The sequence below is a fragment of the Acidobacteriota bacterium genome (assembly GCA_040754075.1).
Classification (GTDB): Bacteria; Acidobacteriota; Blastocatellia; order UBA7656; family UBA7656; genus JBFMDH01.
Window position 1 is genome coordinate 91,065 of sequence record JBFMDH010000009.1, and the last position, 16,959, is coordinate 108,023.

Annotated in this window: 13 protein-coding genes and 1 pseudogene; 13 read left to right on the forward strand and 1 reads right to left on the reverse strand. The window is 50.3% G+C overall.

What is annotated here, in order from left to right:
- The first annotated feature begins 47 nt into the window (after window positions 1-47).
- The 13 genes and pseudogenes from AB1757_12025 (at window position 48) to AB1757_12085 (ending at window position 15,797) form a co-directional block, all read left to right on the forward strand.
- A complete protein-coding gene (locus AB1757_12025; GenBank protein MEW6127756.1) occupies window positions 48-1,274 on the forward strand; it encodes a glycosyltransferase family 87 protein in 1,227 nt (408 codons plus the stop codon).
- A gap of 486 nt (window positions 1,275-1,760) precedes the next feature.
- Window positions 1,761-3,356 (forward strand): methylmalonyl-CoA mutase family protein, encoded by a 1,596-nt coding sequence (locus tag AB1757_12030; GenBank protein MEW6127757.1) that lies wholly within the window; start codon window positions 1,761-1,763, stop codon window positions 3,354-3,356.
- Between the two features lie 130 nt (window positions 3,357-3,486).
- Window positions 3,487-3,783, forward strand: a complete 297-nt coding sequence (locus AB1757_12035) for a BrnT family toxin (protein MEW6127758.1) — start codon at window positions 3,487-3,489, stop codon at window positions 3,781-3,783.
- Window positions 3,770-4,078, forward strand: coding sequence for a hypothetical protein (locus tag AB1757_12040; protein MEW6127759.1), 309 nt, complete (start codon window positions 3,770-3,772; stop codon window positions 4,076-4,078). Before AB1757_12035 ends, AB1757_12040 begins: the two co-directional genes overlap by 14 nt.
- A 90-nt stretch (window positions 4,079-4,168) precedes the next feature.
- Entirely contained in the window at window positions 4,169-4,954 is a 786-nt protein-coding gene (locus AB1757_12045) for a MerR family transcriptional regulator (GenBank protein MEW6127760.1), read from the forward strand.
- Between the two features lie 259 nt (window positions 4,955-5,213).
- On the forward strand, window positions 5,214-7,745 hold the full coding sequence (locus AB1757_12050; protein MEW6127761.1) for a DUF1553 domain-containing protein: 2,532 nt from the start codon (window positions 5,214-5,216) through the stop codon (window positions 7,743-7,745).
- Between the two features lie 88 nt (window positions 7,746-7,833).
- Window positions 7,834-8,229, forward strand: a pseudogene (locus tag AB1757_12055) (GxxExxY protein).
- Window positions 8,230-8,289: 60 nt separating this feature from the next.
- Window positions 8,290-9,741 carry a DUF1501 domain-containing protein gene (locus tag AB1757_12060; protein MEW6127762.1) on the forward strand — a complete coding sequence of 484 codons (1,452 nt, stop codon included), beginning with the start codon at window positions 8,290-8,292 and terminating at the stop codon, window positions 9,739-9,741.
- Between the two features lie 82 nt (window positions 9,742-9,823).
- Window positions 9,824-10,807 carry a Gfo/Idh/MocA family oxidoreductase gene (locus AB1757_12065; GenBank protein ID MEW6127763.1) on the forward strand — a complete coding sequence of 328 codons (984 nt, stop codon included), beginning with the start codon at window positions 9,824-9,826 and terminating at the stop codon, window positions 10,805-10,807.
- Window positions 10,808-10,846: 39 nt separating this feature from the next.
- Window positions 10,847-11,842 (forward strand): sugar-binding protein, encoded by a 996-nt coding sequence (locus AB1757_12070; protein ID MEW6127764.1) that lies wholly within the window; start codon window positions 10,847-10,849, stop codon window positions 11,840-11,842.
- A gap of 14 nt (window positions 11,843-11,856) precedes the next feature.
- Window positions 11,857-13,380 (forward strand): sugar ABC transporter ATP-binding protein, encoded by a 1,524-nt coding sequence (locus AB1757_12075; GenBank protein ID MEW6127765.1) that lies wholly within the window; start codon window positions 11,857-11,859, stop codon window positions 13,378-13,380.
- A gap of 279 nt (window positions 13,381-13,659) precedes the next feature.
- Window positions 13,660-14,661, forward strand: a complete 1,002-nt coding sequence (locus tag AB1757_12080; GenBank protein ID MEW6127766.1) for an ABC transporter permease — start codon at window positions 13,660-13,662, stop codon at window positions 14,659-14,661.
- Complete coding sequence (locus AB1757_12085) at window positions 14,658-15,797, forward strand: aldose epimerase family protein (GenBank protein ID MEW6127767.1); 1,140 nt, start codon at window positions 14,658-14,660, stop codon at window positions 15,795-15,797. Before AB1757_12080 ends, AB1757_12085 begins: the two co-directional genes overlap by 4 nt.
- 240 nt (window positions 15,798-16,037) lie before the next feature.
- Here AB1757_12085 and AB1757_12090 read toward each other — a convergent pair whose 3' ends face one another.
- Window positions 16,038-16,919 (reverse strand): alpha/beta hydrolase-fold protein, encoded by an 882-nt coding sequence (locus AB1757_12090; GenBank protein ID MEW6127768.1) that lies wholly within the window; start codon window positions 16,917-16,919, stop codon window positions 16,038-16,040.
- Window positions 16,920-16,959 lie beyond the last annotated feature (40 nt).

Consider the following 16,959-nt stretch of genomic DNA (forward strand, 5'->3'; position numbering starts at 1 on the left):
TGAAAGTGGCTCCTGTAGCTGCTTTGGCGTCTTTGCAATTTTGTCGGATGCAAGCAACTCACTACAAAGAGCAGAAGGAGTTATGGCGGTTTGGCTGCTTCATCTCGATTGCAATTTTTATTCTCGGAAGTTATTTCGCCGGACGTTCGGGCGCGAATCCAGATTCCTACAGCAACGATTTCAACGTCTATTATTTTGCGGCGCAAGAAGTCGCTCAAGGGCGCACCCCTTATGACCATTCACTTGGCGCGTGGACGCCGTATCTCTACCTGCCATTGCTTGCCGAAGTCATGTTGCCGCTTACGCTCCTGCCGGTGGAGCAGGCGGCGTTTCTATGGTTTCTGATTAGCGCGGCAGCCATTCTGTTAGCGGCGCGAATGTCCGTATCGCTGACAAATCCTAATCATTTCCCATCGAAAGCGACTTGGATTGCAGCGATTTCGCTTGTGGTTTTATTGCGCTTTATTTTTGATAATTTTGATTACGGGCAGGTCAATCATGTGGTGGCTTTTTTGTCGGTCGCGCACTTTTATTTCGACGCCAGGAATAAAAAGTTCCTGTCGGTTTCGGCATTCGTTTTTGCGGCTTCCATCAAACTTACGCCGCTGGTGTTCATCATTTATCATCTGGCGAAAAAGCGTTGGCAATATGCAGCGGCTTGCGCCAGCGGGTTTGTTGTCTTAACCGCATTGAGCTTTGCGCCCTTTGGTTCGCGTGCCGATGAAGCGTTCACCGTTTTTTGGAAGCGCACCATTCAAAATCAACAAGGGTTTGATTTCGCTTATCACGGCAATCAATCGCTGCGGGCGGCAATTGAACGTATGGTTGGCAATCGTCAAGTCACTGACCCCGCCAGTGCGACGACCACCGTCATCGGCTTACTTTTAATCGGCGTGGCATTTTTTACAGCGATACGCGCACAAAATAATCTCGCGGCAATTGCTGCGTTTTTTTGTTTGACGGTAATGCTCTCGCCGCTCAGTTGGAAACAGCATTTTGTGATATTGATTTTGCCGGTGGTCTGTTTAATCGGCGAAGCGCTGCGTGAACAGCAAAGAAAATATCCCATCTGCATTCTTCTTGTCCTCCTCTTCGCCCTCTTTAATTTGACCAGTCCAAAGCTCATCGGCATTGCGGCGGCTGAGTGGTGCGAAGCGCATTCACTGGTTTTTGCAGGCGCGTTGCTTATCAATATTGCCTGCCTGTACCTCGCCTTGCGTCATCATTCCCGTCGTCTGGTCGGGGAAAACGGCAGCCCCCAATCAATTCCTTAGGCGAAAGGAATTGATTGGCAACCGGATAAAATCGCTCTTGTTGAACGAGCCGCCAAAGCCTGCGGGTTATTTGAGTTTCATTGCTGCTGAGGTCAAGGTCTTCGAGATAGTAGCGAACATTACAAACCGGGCGAATTTAAATCAACGTCGCAAATGCCGGTAACGGCATCCGGGTCGCTCGAACTGACTTGTTGACCTGGGGCGTTCCTCCAGGCTGTTTACGCAGCGCCGGTTCCAATTCGTTGTCGGGTTGAACCAATAAGTCTGAGTGCGCTGACGCTTTTGCCAAAACGATTCATCACACATCCTAAAGCCACAAACCGAATGTTACCGCAGCGTCCGACGCCCGGCGGGTGTGCCGACAATCAGCCCGCGAAAAATCTTCGGTGAAACGCGGCGTAAACCAAACGCTTACCATCTGTCACCGACTGGCAAGCCCTAAAAGCTTTTGTTACCCTCAAGGCGAAATCATCGAGGATAAATTTTATGAGCAAAAGCAAACCTGAAATCCGCAAAGCCGCGACCAGTTCCGGCATTGAATTGAAAACTCTGTTTAAACCCGAAGACGCGCCGGTCGATTATCCGAACGACCTTGCAGACGCCGGTGAGTTTCCCTTTACACGCGGACCTTATCCGACCATGTATCGCAGCAAACTCTGGACGATGCGCCAGTACGCGGGCTTTGCCACGGCTGCGGAATCGAATCGGCGTTATCGCTATCTGCTCACGCAAGGGCAAACCGGTCTATCGGTGGCTTTCGATTTACCAACGCAGATGGGCTACGACTCTGACCACGCAATGGCGTATGGCGAAGTTGGCAAAGTCGGCGTAGCGATTGATTCACTCGAGGATATGGAAATGCTGCTCAGTGAAATTCCGCTCGATCAAGTTTCAACCTCGATGACCATCAATTCGACAGCGGCGATTTTGCTGGCGATGTACATTGCGGTTGCCAAAAAACAGGGCGTGGCGCTCGATAAAATTTCCGGCACCATTCAAAACGATATTCTCAAAGAATACATCGCGCGCGGCACTTATATTTATCCGCCGCGTCCGAGTCTGCGCATCGTCACAGACATTTTCGCTTTTTGCGCCAGAGAGGTTCCCAAGTGGAACACCATTTCGATATCGGGTTATCACATACGCGAAGCCGGTTCGACCGCCGCGCAGGAAGTCGCGTTCACGCTTGCGGATGCGATTTTGTATGTACAATCGGCGGTTGATGCGGGTTTGAACGTTGATGAATTTGCGCCGCGTATCGCTTTCTTTTTTAATTCGCATAATCAGTTTTTGGAAGAGGTGGCGAAATTTCGCGCGGCGCGACGACTTTGGGCGCGGATTATGCGTGACCGCTTCAATGCCAGAGATGCGCGTTCGCAAACTTTGCGTTTTCACACCCAGACCGCAGGCTCTACGCTCACCGCGCAACAACCCGAAGTCAACATCGTACGCACGACGATTCAGGCGCTGGCTGCGGTTTTCGGCGGCACCCAATCTTTGCACACCAATTCGATGGATGAAGCGTTGGGACTACCGACCGAGCATGCGGCGCGCGTTGCGCTCAGAACGCAACAGGTCATTGGTTATGAATCGGGCGTAGCGGATACGGTTGACCCGCTTGCCGGTTCTTATGTGATTGAATACTTAACTGATGAAATCGAAAAGCGGGCAAGCGAGTATATTCAAAAGATTGACGACCTCGGCGGGATGCTCGTGGCGATTGAAAAAGGTTTTGTGCAACGCGAAATCGAACATGCGGCTTATGATTATCAACGTGCAGTTGACGCGAATTCTCAGGTCGTCGTCGGCGTCAATCGTTTCCGTCTGGAAGAAGAAACCGGCGTTCCGGTGATGCGCATTGACGCGCACCTTGAACGCGAACAGATTGAACGTGTGCAAGCGGTGCGCGCCCGCCGCGACAACGTGAAAGCCCAAACTGCATTAGAAAAAATCGAACAGGCCGCAGGCACAGACGAAAACCTGATGCCGCACATCATCGCGGCAGTTGAAAGTTATGCAACGCTTGGCGAAATCAGCGATAGATTACGCCAGGTCTTCGGCGAATATGTTGCCGCAGAGTAAGGAGGTGTATCGTATGCCTATGAGTCAGGATTTCAAAGCCTATCATCGCTCGATAGCTCGAGAGTTCAAATGAGGATAGGCAATTGACCACAGGTGGAATGCACCCGTTCATAAGGATAGGTGCTCGAAAATGAGTGTGCGATATACTTTGCATGAAATCGAATTTGAATGGGATGCGCGTAAGGCTGAATCGAATCTGAGAAAGCATGGTGTCGGGTTTGAAGAGGCTTGCGAAGTATTCTTTGACCCCTTTCTTTATGCGCTTGAAGACGTGGGCGAAAAAGGCGAAGCGCGTGAAGCTGTGATGGGAATGATGACGGACTGGCGACTAATCTACGTCGTCTATGTTGAACGCGAAAATTCGATCAGAATCATTTCGGCGCGTTCAGCTACTAAACAAGAAAGATGGCAGTATGAAAATCAATAAACTTAAACAACGATTGCACAAGGATAGATCGAAAACCAACATCAGTTTGAAAATGCCTGAGGATGTTGTTGAGGATTTAAAATCGGTCGCCTTGCGTCTGGGCTTTTCTAACTATGAAGCATTGATTCGCGCTTATGTCGGACAAGGATTGCGAAATGACTTGGCAAGATTGGAAGCCAATCCCGAAATCTCCAGTTTGATTGATAGCCTTCGTAAACACGGAGTTGATGAATCAGTGCTTGCCAGCGCGATGGCGGATGCTACGAAAAACCGGTTGAATGCGGACAGTTTGTAAAGAAATTGCTATTCGACGGTTGAATTGCAGCCGAAATCCAAAAAAAACTTCTTGAGCCTGACGTTACGTCATAGCTTAGGATGCTCCACGATGAGAGAAACGGCGACGAAAACTGCACGAATTGCGAAGCGTTGGTATCAGGCGAGCGAGTTTGCGCGCCGCGCGGGTGTCACGGTGCGCGCACTGCATCATTATGACCGCCTCGGACTTTTGAAACCGAGCGGGCGCACACCATCGGGGTATCGTCTGTACGCGGAACAGGATTTTGCCCGCCTCCAACAAATCGTTACGTTGAAATTTATCGGCTTTTCTCTCACACAAATCAAAACACTTCTCGAAAAGGACGCTTTCGATTTGCAAAAAATGCTCAGGCTGCAACGCGACATCCTCGCGGAAAAACGCGCCCACCTCGATAAAGCCGTAAAAGCCATTGAGACTGCCGAAAGCCTTTTGACAGCGAACGAAGAACCGAACTGGGAAGCGTTTGCAAAAATCGTGGAGGTTATCAATATGTCAACACCAATGGAATGGACGAAAAAATATTACAGCGAAGAAGCCCGCCAGGAAATCGAAGCGCGCGCCAAACTCTGGACGCCCGAACTGCAACAGAAAGTTGAAGCCCAGTGGAATCAACTCTTCAAAGAGATTGAAGAAGCCGCAAGTCACGGCGAAGACCCGGCAAGCCCGAAATCCCAAGCCTTCGTTGATCGCTGGAACCAATTGGTCAAAGGCTTCACCGGCGGCAATGCGGAAGTCGCTAAAGGTTTGAATCAACTCTATGCCGACCAGACGAATTGGCCCGCAACTTTCAAACGCCCCTGGAGCGATGCGGTAGATGAATTTATGAACAAAGCCCGCGCGGCGCGTAACCCTTAACCCAAACACAAATCATTTCACTTTCAAGTGAGCGTGAGTTGCGCAAACTTTGTGCGGTTGGTGTCCTTGATAAATTTGGTGAGAAATTTGATTTACCCAAATGCCATTGAGGACACCGGTACACCCCCCCCCAGCATTTCCTCTCATTAATTCACAATTGCTTTTCTAAAAAACGCTTCACCAGTTGATTTGTGGTTTCGCCGCGTATATCTTTTTCTCGCTACTTTTCCTCAAAACGGTTCCCGACAAGGTGATGAAAATGGTTGACCCGGTATTCATGAAACGTGTCTACAAAACTTGTCTTGTTCTGTTTTTCGCTTTTTTCTGGTCGCTGGTTTGGCAACCAAGCGAAGCCGCAAGCGATGCTTTCACGGAAAAGGTGCTGCCGATTTTCGAGAAAAATTGCCTCGCCTGTCACGGCGCGAAAATTCAGCGAGGCAGGTTAGACCTGCGCTCGGAAGCCGCGATTTTACGCGGCGGTTCGCGTGGCACGCTCATCATTCCCGGCGACCCGGAAAAAAGTTTGCTCTATCAATTCATCACTCATAAACAGGAACCGGCAATGCCTCTGGGAATGGATAAACTCGCTGACTCTGACATTGCCACCATTGCCGAGTGGATTCGCGGCATCAATGTAAAGTCTGCGCCTGCGGCTATAGAGACAACGCCGGTTCGCGCGCCAGGCGCACCGATTACCGAAAAAGATAAACAGTTCTGGTCATTTCAAAAACTGGCGCAGGTCAAATCACCGGCGGTTAAAAATCGCGCCTGGGTTCGCAGTCCCATTGATGCCTTCATTCTCAAAAAACTCGAAGACCATCATCTTGCGCCATCTTTGCCAGCCGAACCGCGCGTATTGATTCGCCGCGTCTACCTCGATTTAATCGGATTGCCGCCGACACCGGAAGAAGTCGAGGCATTCGTAAAAAGCCCGACCGATGCGGCTTATCGCCGAGTGATTGAAAAATTACTCGCCTCACCGCAATACGGCGAGCGTTGGGGGCGACATTGGTTAGACCTGGCGCGTTACGCAGACAGCGGCGGCTATGAATTTGATGTTGACCGTCCCAACGCCTGGCGCTATCGCGACTATGTCATCCAAGCTTTTAACGATGATAAACCTTATGACCAGTTCATTCGCGAACAATTGGCAAACGACCAACTGAGTCCTGATTCAACCGAAGCCTTGATTCCCACAGGGTTTTGTCGCAACGGCCCGACGGTTGATAACGCTGACAATGAAGAGACCCGCATGGATGAACTCGACGATATGGTGACCACGACTTCATCGGTGTTTCTCGGTTTAACGGTGGGTTGCGCGCGTTGCCACGACCACAAATACGACCCGATTCCGCAAAAAGATTATTACCGCATGCAGGCAGTCTTTTTTGCCTTTCAAAAAGCTGATAAACCGTTTGCCGCACAAGCAGAAATAGAGGCGCATAAGATTCGCAACCGGGAAATCGATGCGCAGGTTCGTCCCTATCGCGAAAAAATTATCGCTATCGAAAAGCCTGTGCGCGATAAATTGCTTGCCGATAAAGTTGAATTCCATGTGCGGCTTGCCGAGTCAACCAATGGTTTCGGCGATAAATCGCGCGAGCAATATCGCGAAGAGACCGCCAAACGTTTTGCCAAAGATGTCCAACTGCAACCCGAAGAAATTGACGCGCTACTGAGCGCCGAACAGTTGCAATCCCGCAAAGCCTTGCAGGAAGAGATAGACAAAATCAATCGCGCGCGCCCGAAATCATTGCCAGCGGTAATGGGCGTAACCGACAGAAAAAATCCCGCACCGGCGCACCTTTTAAAACGTGGCGACTGGCGCAACAAAGGCGAAGCGGTGCAGCCCGGATTCCCAACCGTGTTAGCGGGAGGCGCAGACCTTGCGCCGCAGAATGCGCGATTGCGACTTGCCGAATGGATAGCCAGCGCCGATAACCCGTTGACGCCGCGTGTCGCCATCAATCGCATCTGGCAATACCATTTCGGCAAAGGCTTGGTGAAAACGCCCAGCGATTTCGGGGCGACCGGCGACCGTCCGAGTCACCCGGAATTGCTCGATTATCTGGCTGTACAGTTCATTAAAAGCGGCTGGAGTTGGAAAGCCATGCATCGCTTGATTCTCACCTCAAATACTTATCGACAGGCGAGCCGTTATAACGCCAAAGCTGCGGCAGTCGATACAGAAAATCGATTGCTCTGGCGACAGAATCCGCGTCGCATCGAAGCCGAAGTGGTGCGCGACAGCATTCTGGCGGCAAGCGGCAAACTCAATCCGAAGATGGGCGGCGCAGGCATTTATCCGCGTATCAATCCTGATGTGGTGAATACCGGCTCGCGTCCGCGCTGGCCCTTGAATGCCAAAGACAACGACGAGACCTTTCGCCGCAGTGTCTATATTTTCGTTAAACGTTCGGTGTTGTTGCCATTGATTGAAGTCTTCGATTGTCCTGTGACCACTGTATCTCAACCGGTGCGCGCCAGTTCAACCGTTTCGCCGCAAGCGCTGGCGTTGATGAATAACGAATTTGTTTTGCAACAGGCAGAATTTTTTGCTGAGCGCATCAAGCGCGAAGCCGGTGAAAATATCAATGCCCAAATCGTTCGCGCTTTTATGATGGGCTTGAATCGCCAGCCGACCCGAAAAGAGTTGCGGTGGGCAACGGCATTTATGCAAAAGCAGGCTGCCGGATACCTGCAACGCGGCGATGAAAAACCGGAAGCCGCAGCCCTGCGCGATTTCTGCCATGCGATTTTTAATTTGAATGAATTTTTGTATGTGGATTAACGCAGACTACGGAACACACGGAAAGAGAATACGGAACAAACGGAATTTTTTAAGCGGGGGAATTACCATGATTTGAGAAGAGGCTGAAATGAGCGGTGAGTTGATTTATGAAGCCGAGAGTTATGCGATTAAAGGGGCGTGTATGGAGGTTTATAAAACTCTGGGCAATGGATTTCTTGAGCCGGTTTATCAGGAATGCCTGGAGTTTGAATTGGAACGGCGTAGAATCCCATTTGATTCGCAAAAGCTTCTGACGCTCACCTATCACGGTTAGACGCTCAAGCATAAATACAAACCCGATTTTATGTGTTATGACAAAATTATTGTCGAATTGAAAGCGGTCTCAAAACTGGCTCAAGAGCATAAAGCCCAAGTGATAAATTACCTTAAAGCCACGGGATTGCAGTTGGGATTGCTTTTTAATTTTGGACATTTTCCATTACTTGAACAAATTCGCATCGTGAATATTGAAGGCTTTCGTTAAAAATTTTCCGTTTTTATTCTGTATGTTCCGTAGTTGGTTTGAAACCGTTTAGGAAAAGTCATGAAAAAAGCATTGCCGATATTAACTCCGAAACCGATGACCCGGCGTGAATTGATTTTTCGCGCCGGAGCGGGATTTTCGGGTCTCGCCTTGTTGAGTCTTCTCGATAAAGACGGCGCACTGGCAGCCGAGCCGAATCAAAAAACGCGCACCAGTCCGCTTGCGCCTAAGCCCACGCATTTTACGCCGAAAGCCAAATCGGTCATCTTTATTTTCTGTTACGGCGGACCCAGTCACGTTGATACTTTTGACCCGAAACCCGACCTCACCAGGCATCACGGCAAACCGATGACCGACAAAGGCAAAATCGAAGTCTTTTTCGGCAACCCCGGCAATCTCATGGCTTCTCCTTATTCATTTAAAAAATATGGGCAAGCCGGAATCGAAGTTTCTGAACTCTTTCCGCATACTGCCGCAATGGTTGATGACCTCTGTTTGATTCGTTCGCTGTATACGACGAGCAACAATCATTCGCCGGCTATCTTTATGATGAACAGCGGCAATATGCGACCGGGCAATCCTTCGTTAGGTTCCTGGCTGACGTATGGATTGGGCAGTGTCAACGAAAACCTGCCGGCATACATTGTGATGTATGACTGGCGCGGCGGTCCGATTGGCGGTGCGCCGAACTGGTCTTCGGGTTTTATGCCTGCGGCTTTCCAAGGCACGGCATTTCGTTCGGGCAATGTGCCGATTGTTGATTTGAATCCGCCGAAATGGGTTGACCCGCACCTGCAACGCAATGAACTGGATTTCATTCAACAACTCAATCAGGAACACCAGGAACGTCACGCGGGCAATTCCGACCTCGATGCGCGCATCGCATCATATGAGTTGGCTTATCAAATGCAGACGCACGCGCCCGAAGCGGTTGATATTGCCAAAGAATCTGAAGCGACGAAAAAACTTTATGGTGTCGGTGAAAAGCCGACCGATTATTTCGGGCGTCAATGTCTCGTAGCGCGCAGGCTTGTCGAACGCGGTGTGCGGTTCATTCAACTTTATAGCGGTGGCGGTCATCAACAGGAATCCTGGGACGCGCATTATGGACTGGATGAAAACCATCGGTTGCACTGCGCTGAAACCGATAAGCCGATTGCCGGACTTATCAAGGATTTAAAATCGCGCGGACTGCTCAACGACACTTTGATTGTCTGGGGTGGCGAATTCGGACGCATGCCGATTTCGCAATCTGCTATCGGGCGCGACCACAATCCGCATGGCTTTTCCATGTGGCTTGCGGGTGGCGGCATCAAAGGCGGACAGGTCATTGGCGCAACCGATGAGTTCGGTTACAAAGCCGTCGAAGAGCCTTACTCGGTTCACGATTTGCACGCGACCATACTACACGCGCTTGGATTGGATCACCGCAATCTGACTTACTATTACGGCGGGCGCGACCAACGCATCACCAATTTCGGCGGCGACCCGATTCTTAAAATGTTTGCGTGAGGCTACGCACATTGCCAGTGCGGTTCGCGTGAGCAGGCGGTGCTGACACGGCAGGTGGTTATTTTGATTGGGGAATCAGTCAATGAAAAAGCTTAAATGGGGGGTATTCAGCACAGCTAAAATTGCCGTCGAAAAAGTCATTCCGGCAATGCAGCAGTGCCAGTACGCGGAAATCGCGGCAATTGCTTCACGCGATTTGCAAAAAGCGCAGGCGGTTGCCGAACAACTCGGCATCGCCAAAGCCTATGGCTCATACGAAGCCCTTTTAGCCGATAAAGAAATAGACGCCATTTATAACCCTCTGCCCAATCACCTGCATGTCAGTTGGTCGCTTCGCGCTCTCGAAGCCGGAAAGCATGTGCTCTGTGAAAAGCCCATTGGTTTGTCATCCGCCGAAGGCGAGCGGTTGTTTGAAGCGGCAAAACGGTTTCCGAATCTGAAAATCATGGAAGCGTTCATGTATCGCTATCACCCGCAATGGCAGATGGCTAAACGTCTGGTTGATGAAGGAGCGATTGGCGAACTCATCACCATTCAATCGGCATTTTCCTATTTCAATCGCGACCCGCAAAACATTCGCAATCAGGCAGAGATTGGCGGCGGCGCATTGATGGACATCGGCTGTTATGCGATTTCACTATCAAGATGGTTATTTGACGCCGAGCCGCAGCGGGTTTTCGGTATTGTCGAATACGACCCGCAATTTCAGACTGACCGCCTGGTTTCGGGAATTCTGGATTTCGGACGCGGCACGTCAACGTTTATCTGTTCGACGCAGATGGTCGCTTATCAGCGCGTCAATATATTCGGCAGCGTGGGGCGCATCGAAATCGAAATTCCGTTTAACGCGCCGCCCGATAAGCCCTGCAAGTTGTGGCATCAGGTCGGCGATGAAATCCGCGAAATCATTTTTGAGGTTTGTGATCAATACACGATTCAAGGCGACCGGTTTTCCCAATCAGTCTTGAACAATACAGCAGTACCGACACCGCTAATTGATGCAGTAAACAATATGAGAGTCATCGAAGCGATTTTTGCAAGCGCCAAAAAAGGCGTTTGGGGGTAGATAATCATCAAATTAAAAGGAGGACGAGAGGTGAACAAAATGGCAAAACGCATTTCTTTGAACTATCGAATCGGTATCGGTTGGTTGATAGCTTCGTTGATTTTTTTGGCAGCTTGCAACTCGGCAAACAACGGCAATACATCAAGCCCGACGAAAAAATACAAAGTCGCATTTGTTACCAACAACGCTTCGGATTTCTGGACGATAGCCCGTAAAGGCACAGAGAAAGCCGCCGCCGAATTTCCCAATGTCGAAGTCGAATTCAAAATCAACCCGGACAACACGGCAGCCGAACAGCAACGCATCGTTGATGATTTGCTTGCCAAAGGTGTCGAAGGCATCGCCATCAGCCCTGTAGACCCGGACAATCAATCACAGATGCTCAACCGCGCAGCGGCGCAATCGCTGGTCATCACCCAGGACAGCGACGCGGTCAACAGCAAACGCGCCTGTTATGTCGGCACTGATAATGTCGCTGCCGGTCGTCAGGCGGGCGAACTCATCAAAGAGGCTTTGCCACAGGGCGGCAACATTATGGTTTTCGTCGGCACCCTCGATGCCGCCAACGCGCAGCAACGCTTGAAAGGCATTAAAGAAGCCATCTACGGAACCAAAATCAATATTCTTGATGTCCGCACAGACAACACAGACCGCGTGCGCGCTAAATCGAACGCTGCGGATGCGCTGGTGAAATATTCGGATGTGGCGGCGCTCGTCGGTCTCTGGTCATACAACGGGCCGGCGATTTTAGGCGCGGTGCGTGATGCGGGTAAAATCGGCAAAGTGAAAATCATCTGCTTTGATGAAGAGGATGAAACCTTGCAGGGCATCAAAGAAGGCGCGATTTATGCGACGGTGGTTCAACAACCCTTTGAATTCGGTTACAAATCCATCGAAATCATGTCCAAGGCGCTTGCCGGTGATAAATCGGTGATTCCTGCCGAAAAACAGATTTTCGTGCCGACGCTGACGATTAAAAAAGAAGGGGTTGAAGAATTCATCAGCAAAATCAATAAACTAAGGGGGCGCGCTTAATTCACACGCCATTCATGCACGAAGAAACCCATCAAATTCCTGTTTTGCAAATGCGCGGCATCAGCAAACGTTTTCCCGGTGTAATTGCGCTTGCTGATGTCGCCTTTGAAATTTATGCGGGCGAAGTGGTCGCGCTCATCGGCGAAAACGGCGCGGGCAAATCGACGCTCATGAAAATTCTCGGCGGCGTTGAATCGAGCGATGCCGGAGAAATTCGTCTGGATGGTGAAGTGGTAAACATCCGTTCGCCGCGCCAGGCTTCAATGCTTGGCATCGAATTCATTCATCAGGAATTGCGCGTTCTCGATAACCTCGACGTTGCCGCAAACATTTTTTTGCGTCGCGAACCGACAACCGGCGGCTGGCTCAAACTCATCGACCGCAAACGCATTTACGGAGCGGCTGACCAACAACTCAAAAAAGTCGGCTTGGATATTTCCAGTCGCGCGATGCTCGCCACGCTTTCCATCGCGCAAAAACAATTGGTTGAAATTGCCCGCGCTTTATCTGCCGGGGCGCGCATTTTAATTATGGATGAGCCGACATCGAGTTTGACGCTCAGTGAAACCAACCGCTTGCTCGACATTATTCGCGAGTTGAAAAAACAGGGCGTGAGCATCATCTACATCACGCATCGACTCGAAGAGGCGCAATTGATTGCCGATAGAGTGGTGGCACTGCGCGATGGTCACAATGTGGGCGTGCTCAAACGCGCGGAGATTTCCCGCGAGGTGATGGTGCGGATGATGGTCGGGCGCGATTTGCGGGATATGTTTACCCATTCGACAAATGCCGATGCGGCGCAAAGCAACAGTTTTGCGGTGAGCGAACTCAGAACCTTGAAATATCCGCACACGGCGGTTTCATTCACCGTGAGGCGCGGCGAGCTGATTGGGCTTGCGGGACTCGTCGGCGCGGGGCGTTCGGAAATTGCCCGCGCGATATTCGGAGTTGATGAAAAACTTGGCGGTGAGATTTCGCTTGGCGGCAAAAAACTCGCCATCCATACGCCACAGGATGCGATTCGCGAAGGCGTGTTGCTGGCGCCCGAAGACCGGCGGCAATCAGGGGTGATTGTTGAATTCAACATTCGCGAAAATATTTCGCTTCCGGCGCTTAAAAAATATTCGCGTAGCGGGTGGATCGATTCCGCAAAAGAGACGCGGGTGGCGCAAGAGATGACCCAGGCGATGAATATCAAAGCGCCAACCAGTGAAGTTCAGGTCGCAACTCTCAGTGGCGGCAATCAACAAAAGGTGGTGTTGGCGAAATGGCTGTCGCTTGAACCCAAGGTATTGATTTTCGATGAACCGACACGCGGCATCGATGTTGGCGCGAAAGCAGAAATTTACGCCTTGATTCGCAACCTCGCCGCCAAAGGCGTGGCAATTATCGTCATCAGCAGTGAAATGGAAGAAGTCTTAGGCATCAGTGACCGCATCGCGGTGATGCACGAAGGCAGTGTTGCAGGCATTCTCGAACGCCACGAATTTAGTGAAGAGGCGGTGATGCATCTGGCAACCGGCGGGGAAAGGTAAGTAAAAAGGCAAAAGGCAAAAGGCAAAAGGCAAAAATTGAAAGTAGAAGTTGAGAAAGCAATCTTTGACCGCGCTTCATCCGAAAGTTGAGAGAGCGGTCACAGACTGCGATGCGCCAAAAAAGATAGATGCGGTCACAGACCGCGCTTCATTTCAAAATAAGCGGGGGATGGTTGAGAAATTTTTAAGAACAGGAAAATGAAAAGATAAAGGTTCAGGCGCAGCTTTTGTAATTCAACTCGGCGTTCATCAAGACGTTTGCGCATTCATCGAAAAATCATGAAAAAAGAATTAGGCATTTTTATTTTATTGCTACTGCTCTGCATTGTGGTTTCGGCAATCAATCCGCGATTTTTGAATCCCACCAACTTGCAAAATATGGGGCGCTTGATCGGCGCATTCGGTATTTTCAGCCTCGGTCTTGCGCTGGTGATTATCACCAGCGGCATCGAACTGTCAGTCGGTTCAATGATGGCGCTGCTTGGCGTGTTGCTTTCGATGATGCTGCTCGAATGGCACTGGGCTTCGTCGCTTGCGATCTTGGCGTGCATTGCGCTTACCATGCTGCTCGGTTTATTGCATGGACTGTTGGTGACGCGTGTAAAAATTCAACCGTTCATCGTGACTCTGTGCGGGTTGTTGTTTTATCGCGGACTTGCGAGGTTTGTGACCAACGACGAAACCAAAGGCTTTGGCAATGCCGAAGGCTTTGACACTTTGCGCTATCTCGCCAACGGCAATCTGTTCGGGGTGCCGATGCCCTTTGTACTATTAATCATTATCAGCGTCATCGTCTGGGTGTTTTTGCATCGCTCGGTTTACGGGCGTTATCTATTTGCCACGGGGCGCAACGAAGAAGCGGCGCGTTATTCGGGCATCAATACGCGCACGATTGTTACGCTGGCGTATATGAGCGCGGGAATGCTCACGGCGATTTCGGGAATCATCTTTGCGTTTTATACCAACTCGGTTTCACCGGCTTCGCACGGGAATTTTTATGAACTGTATGGGATTGCCGCGGCGGTGCTTGGCGGGTGCAGTCTGCGCGGCGGCGAAGGCTCAGTGGTTGGCGTGTTGATTGGCACGGCGCTCTTGCAGGTCTTGCAAAATCTGGTGAATTTACTCGGCATTCCCAGTTCATTGAATTTCGCGGTGATGGGCGCGGTGATACTACTTGGGGTGCTGGCTGACCAGTTTATTACGGCAAGAAAATCGCGACAACAAATTGTTTCGGTGAGCGAACCGGCAAAGGCAGTTGCCGAACAGGAGACGAAATCATGAATCTGAAAAAATTGAATGCAGCATGGGTATTGGGCATTTCCATCTGGTTGCTTTATGGTTTTAGTAGCGGGAGGCAAGCAGCGGTGAAGAAAGAAAACTTCGGAAAAACCAATTCGGGAGAGCCAGTCGAAATTTATACCTTGACCAATACTAGTGGCATGGAGGTAAAAATCACCAATTACGGCGGCATCGTCGTTGCCCTGAAAGCGCCTGACCGCAACGGCAAAATGGATGATATTGTGCTCGGCTTTGATTCGCTGGATGGCTATTTGAAAGGGCACCCTTATTTCGGTTGCATCGCCGGGCGTTACGCCAACCGCATTGCCAAAGGCCATTTCAAACTCGACGGCAAAGCCTACCAACTGACTCTCAACAACGGCGCACACCATCTGCACGGCGGCGTTGAAGGATTTGATAAACGAGTGTGGAACGCCAGAGAAGTCAAAGCCAAAAACGGCAGCGCCCTTGAACTCAGCTATGTCAGCAAAGACGGCGACCAGGGGTATCCGGGCAATCTGTCGGTTAAAGTAGTTTACACGTTGACGAATGCGAATGAATTAAAGGTTGATTACACGGCGACCACTGACAAAGCGACAGTAGTGAACCTCACCAACCATGCCTACTTCAATTTGGCGGGGCAGGGAAACGGCGACATTCTAAATCACCAGTTGCAGATTAACGCCAACCGCTTTACGCCGACCGATGAAACCGCAATTCCGACGGGCGTTTTGCAAAGCGTGAAAGGAACGCCTTTTGATTTTACGAAACCGCAAGCTATCGGCGCGCGCATCAATCAAAACGACGAACAAATTAAATTCGGCAAAGGCTATGACCACAACTTTGTGTTAAATGGCAAAATGGGCGTGCTTCGTCAGGCGGCAATCGTGCAGGAACCAACCAGCGGTCGCGTGTTGGAAATTTGGACAACCGAGCCGGGCATTCAATTTTATACGGGCAATTATCTTGATGGGACGCTTACGGGCAAAGGCGGCAAAGTCTATCAGCATCGTTACGGATTTTGTTTAGAGACCCAGCATTTTCCCGATTCACCCAATCAAGCGAAATTCCCTTCGACCGTTTTACGACCGGGGGGGCTTTACCGCACGACAACCGTGATGAAATTTTCTGCCAAATAAATTTGACTCAAGAACAGAAACCGCAAAGGACATAGAGGCTTCGCAGAGAAGATTTAAATCAATCTGCGCCCTCTGCAAAGCCTCTATGTCCTTTGCGGTTTAAAGCAATTTTCAATCACTATAGCAGTTTGCTATTTACTCAAGTTGAGGAAGCGGCTGAGTAAACTCATTTGCAAATTGCTCTAACCTTTGCCAACCTTTCCCGGTTTGTGGAAATTGCTCAACATACTCGCTTATGAATTATCGAATCAGCGGATAAAGAAATCTCAAGACTTTGTGAAATCTTGCGCCCCAGGCAGATTCATCGTGCTGGGCTTTGGGCACTTCCAGATAACGAAAATCCGCCAGTCGCGCGTTGCGATGTTTACGCCAGCCTTTTCTGAGCAAGAGGTCGTGTAACAAGCGCGCCTGAGTTTTATGGTGGCGACCTTCGCGCCTGCCGATGTCGAGCCAGATTCTCAGCGGCAAGCGATTCGGAAGCGCGGCGATTTCCTGCAACAGAAATCCATTCGCCCACCACACCGAAGGCGACATCACCGCCAACCGGCTGAACACATCGTGTCTTTTGATGCCGAGATAAAGTGACAACAAACCACCGAGCGACGAACCGCCCAGCCCCGTGTATTCGCGCTCAGGCAAGGTGCGATAGGTATGGTCGATGAAGGGTTTCAATTCTTCGATAAACATTTTTCCGTAAAAGTCGGCATTGCCACCGCGCCCGCGCGAATGAACCGGCGTGTATTCATCAATGCGCTGTTCGCCTGTGTTATCGATGCCGACGATAATCAACGACGGGATTTTCTTTTCCAGAATCAATTGCTGCGCGGTTTCATCAACCTGCCACGCGACGCCTGAATAAGCGGTTTGCGGGTTAAAAAGATTTTGCCCGTCCTGCAAATACAAAACCGGAAATCGGGCTTCAGCTTTAAGATGGTAATCCGGCGGCAGATAAACGCTCACGTTGCGTTTGGGAACCAACGCTCCCGAACCGAACGAATAATGCGTTTCAATTTGCTCGACGACCATATTGCCATTATAGAATCGAAAAATCGATTCGGCATCCGGGCACAGCAAAATAAACGCCGTTACAAAAACATCATCTATTCCCACCCCGATTCTCATTCCAACTTCGCTGTGCTTGACAAAGGCTTTGCTGACCTTT

Bases quoted from the DNA above. Each gene is read 5' to 3' on its own strand.
- AB1757_12025 (MEW6127756.1), top strand. From the start codon at position 48: ATGCAAGCAACTCACTACAAAGAGCAGAAGGAGTTATGGCGGTTTGGC.
- AB1757_12030 (MEW6127757.1), top strand. From the start codon at position 1,761: ATGAGCAAAAGCAAACCTGAAATCCGCAAAGCCGCGACCAGTTCCGGC.
- AB1757_12035 (MEW6127758.1), top strand. From the start codon at position 3,487: ATGAGTGTGCGATATACTTTGCATGAAATCGAATTTGAATGGGATGCG.
- AB1757_12040 (MEW6127759.1), top strand. From the start codon at position 3,770: ATGAAAATCAATAAACTTAAACAACGATTGCACAAGGATAGATCGAAA.
- AB1757_12045 (MEW6127760.1), top strand. From the start codon at position 4,169: ATGAGAGAAACGGCGACGAAAACTGCACGAATTGCGAAGCGTTGGTAT.
- AB1757_12050 (MEW6127761.1), top strand. From the start codon at position 5,214: ATGGTTGACCCGGTATTCATGAAACGTGTCTACAAAACTTGTCTTGTT.
- AB1757_12060 (MEW6127762.1), top strand. From the start codon at position 8,290: ATGAAAAAAGCATTGCCGATATTAACTCCGAAACCGATGACCCGGCGT.
- AB1757_12065 (MEW6127763.1), top strand. From the start codon at position 9,824: ATGAAAAAGCTTAAATGGGGGGTATTCAGCACAGCTAAAATTGCCGTC.
- AB1757_12070 (MEW6127764.1), top strand. From the start codon at position 10,847: ATGGCAAAACGCATTTCTTTGAACTATCGAATCGGTATCGGTTGGTTG.
- AB1757_12075 (MEW6127765.1), top strand. From the start codon at position 11,857: ATGCACGAAGAAACCCATCAAATTCCTGTTTTGCAAATGCGCGGCATC.
- AB1757_12080 (MEW6127766.1), top strand. From the start codon at position 13,660: ATGAAAAAAGAATTAGGCATTTTTATTTTATTGCTACTGCTCTGCATT.
- AB1757_12085 (MEW6127767.1), top strand. From the start codon at position 14,658: ATGAATCTGAAAAAATTGAATGCAGCATGGGTATTGGGCATTTCCATC.
- AB1757_12090 (MEW6127768.1), bottom strand. From the start codon at position 16,919: ATGAGAATCGGGGTGGGAATAGATGATGTTTTTGTAACGGCGTTTATT.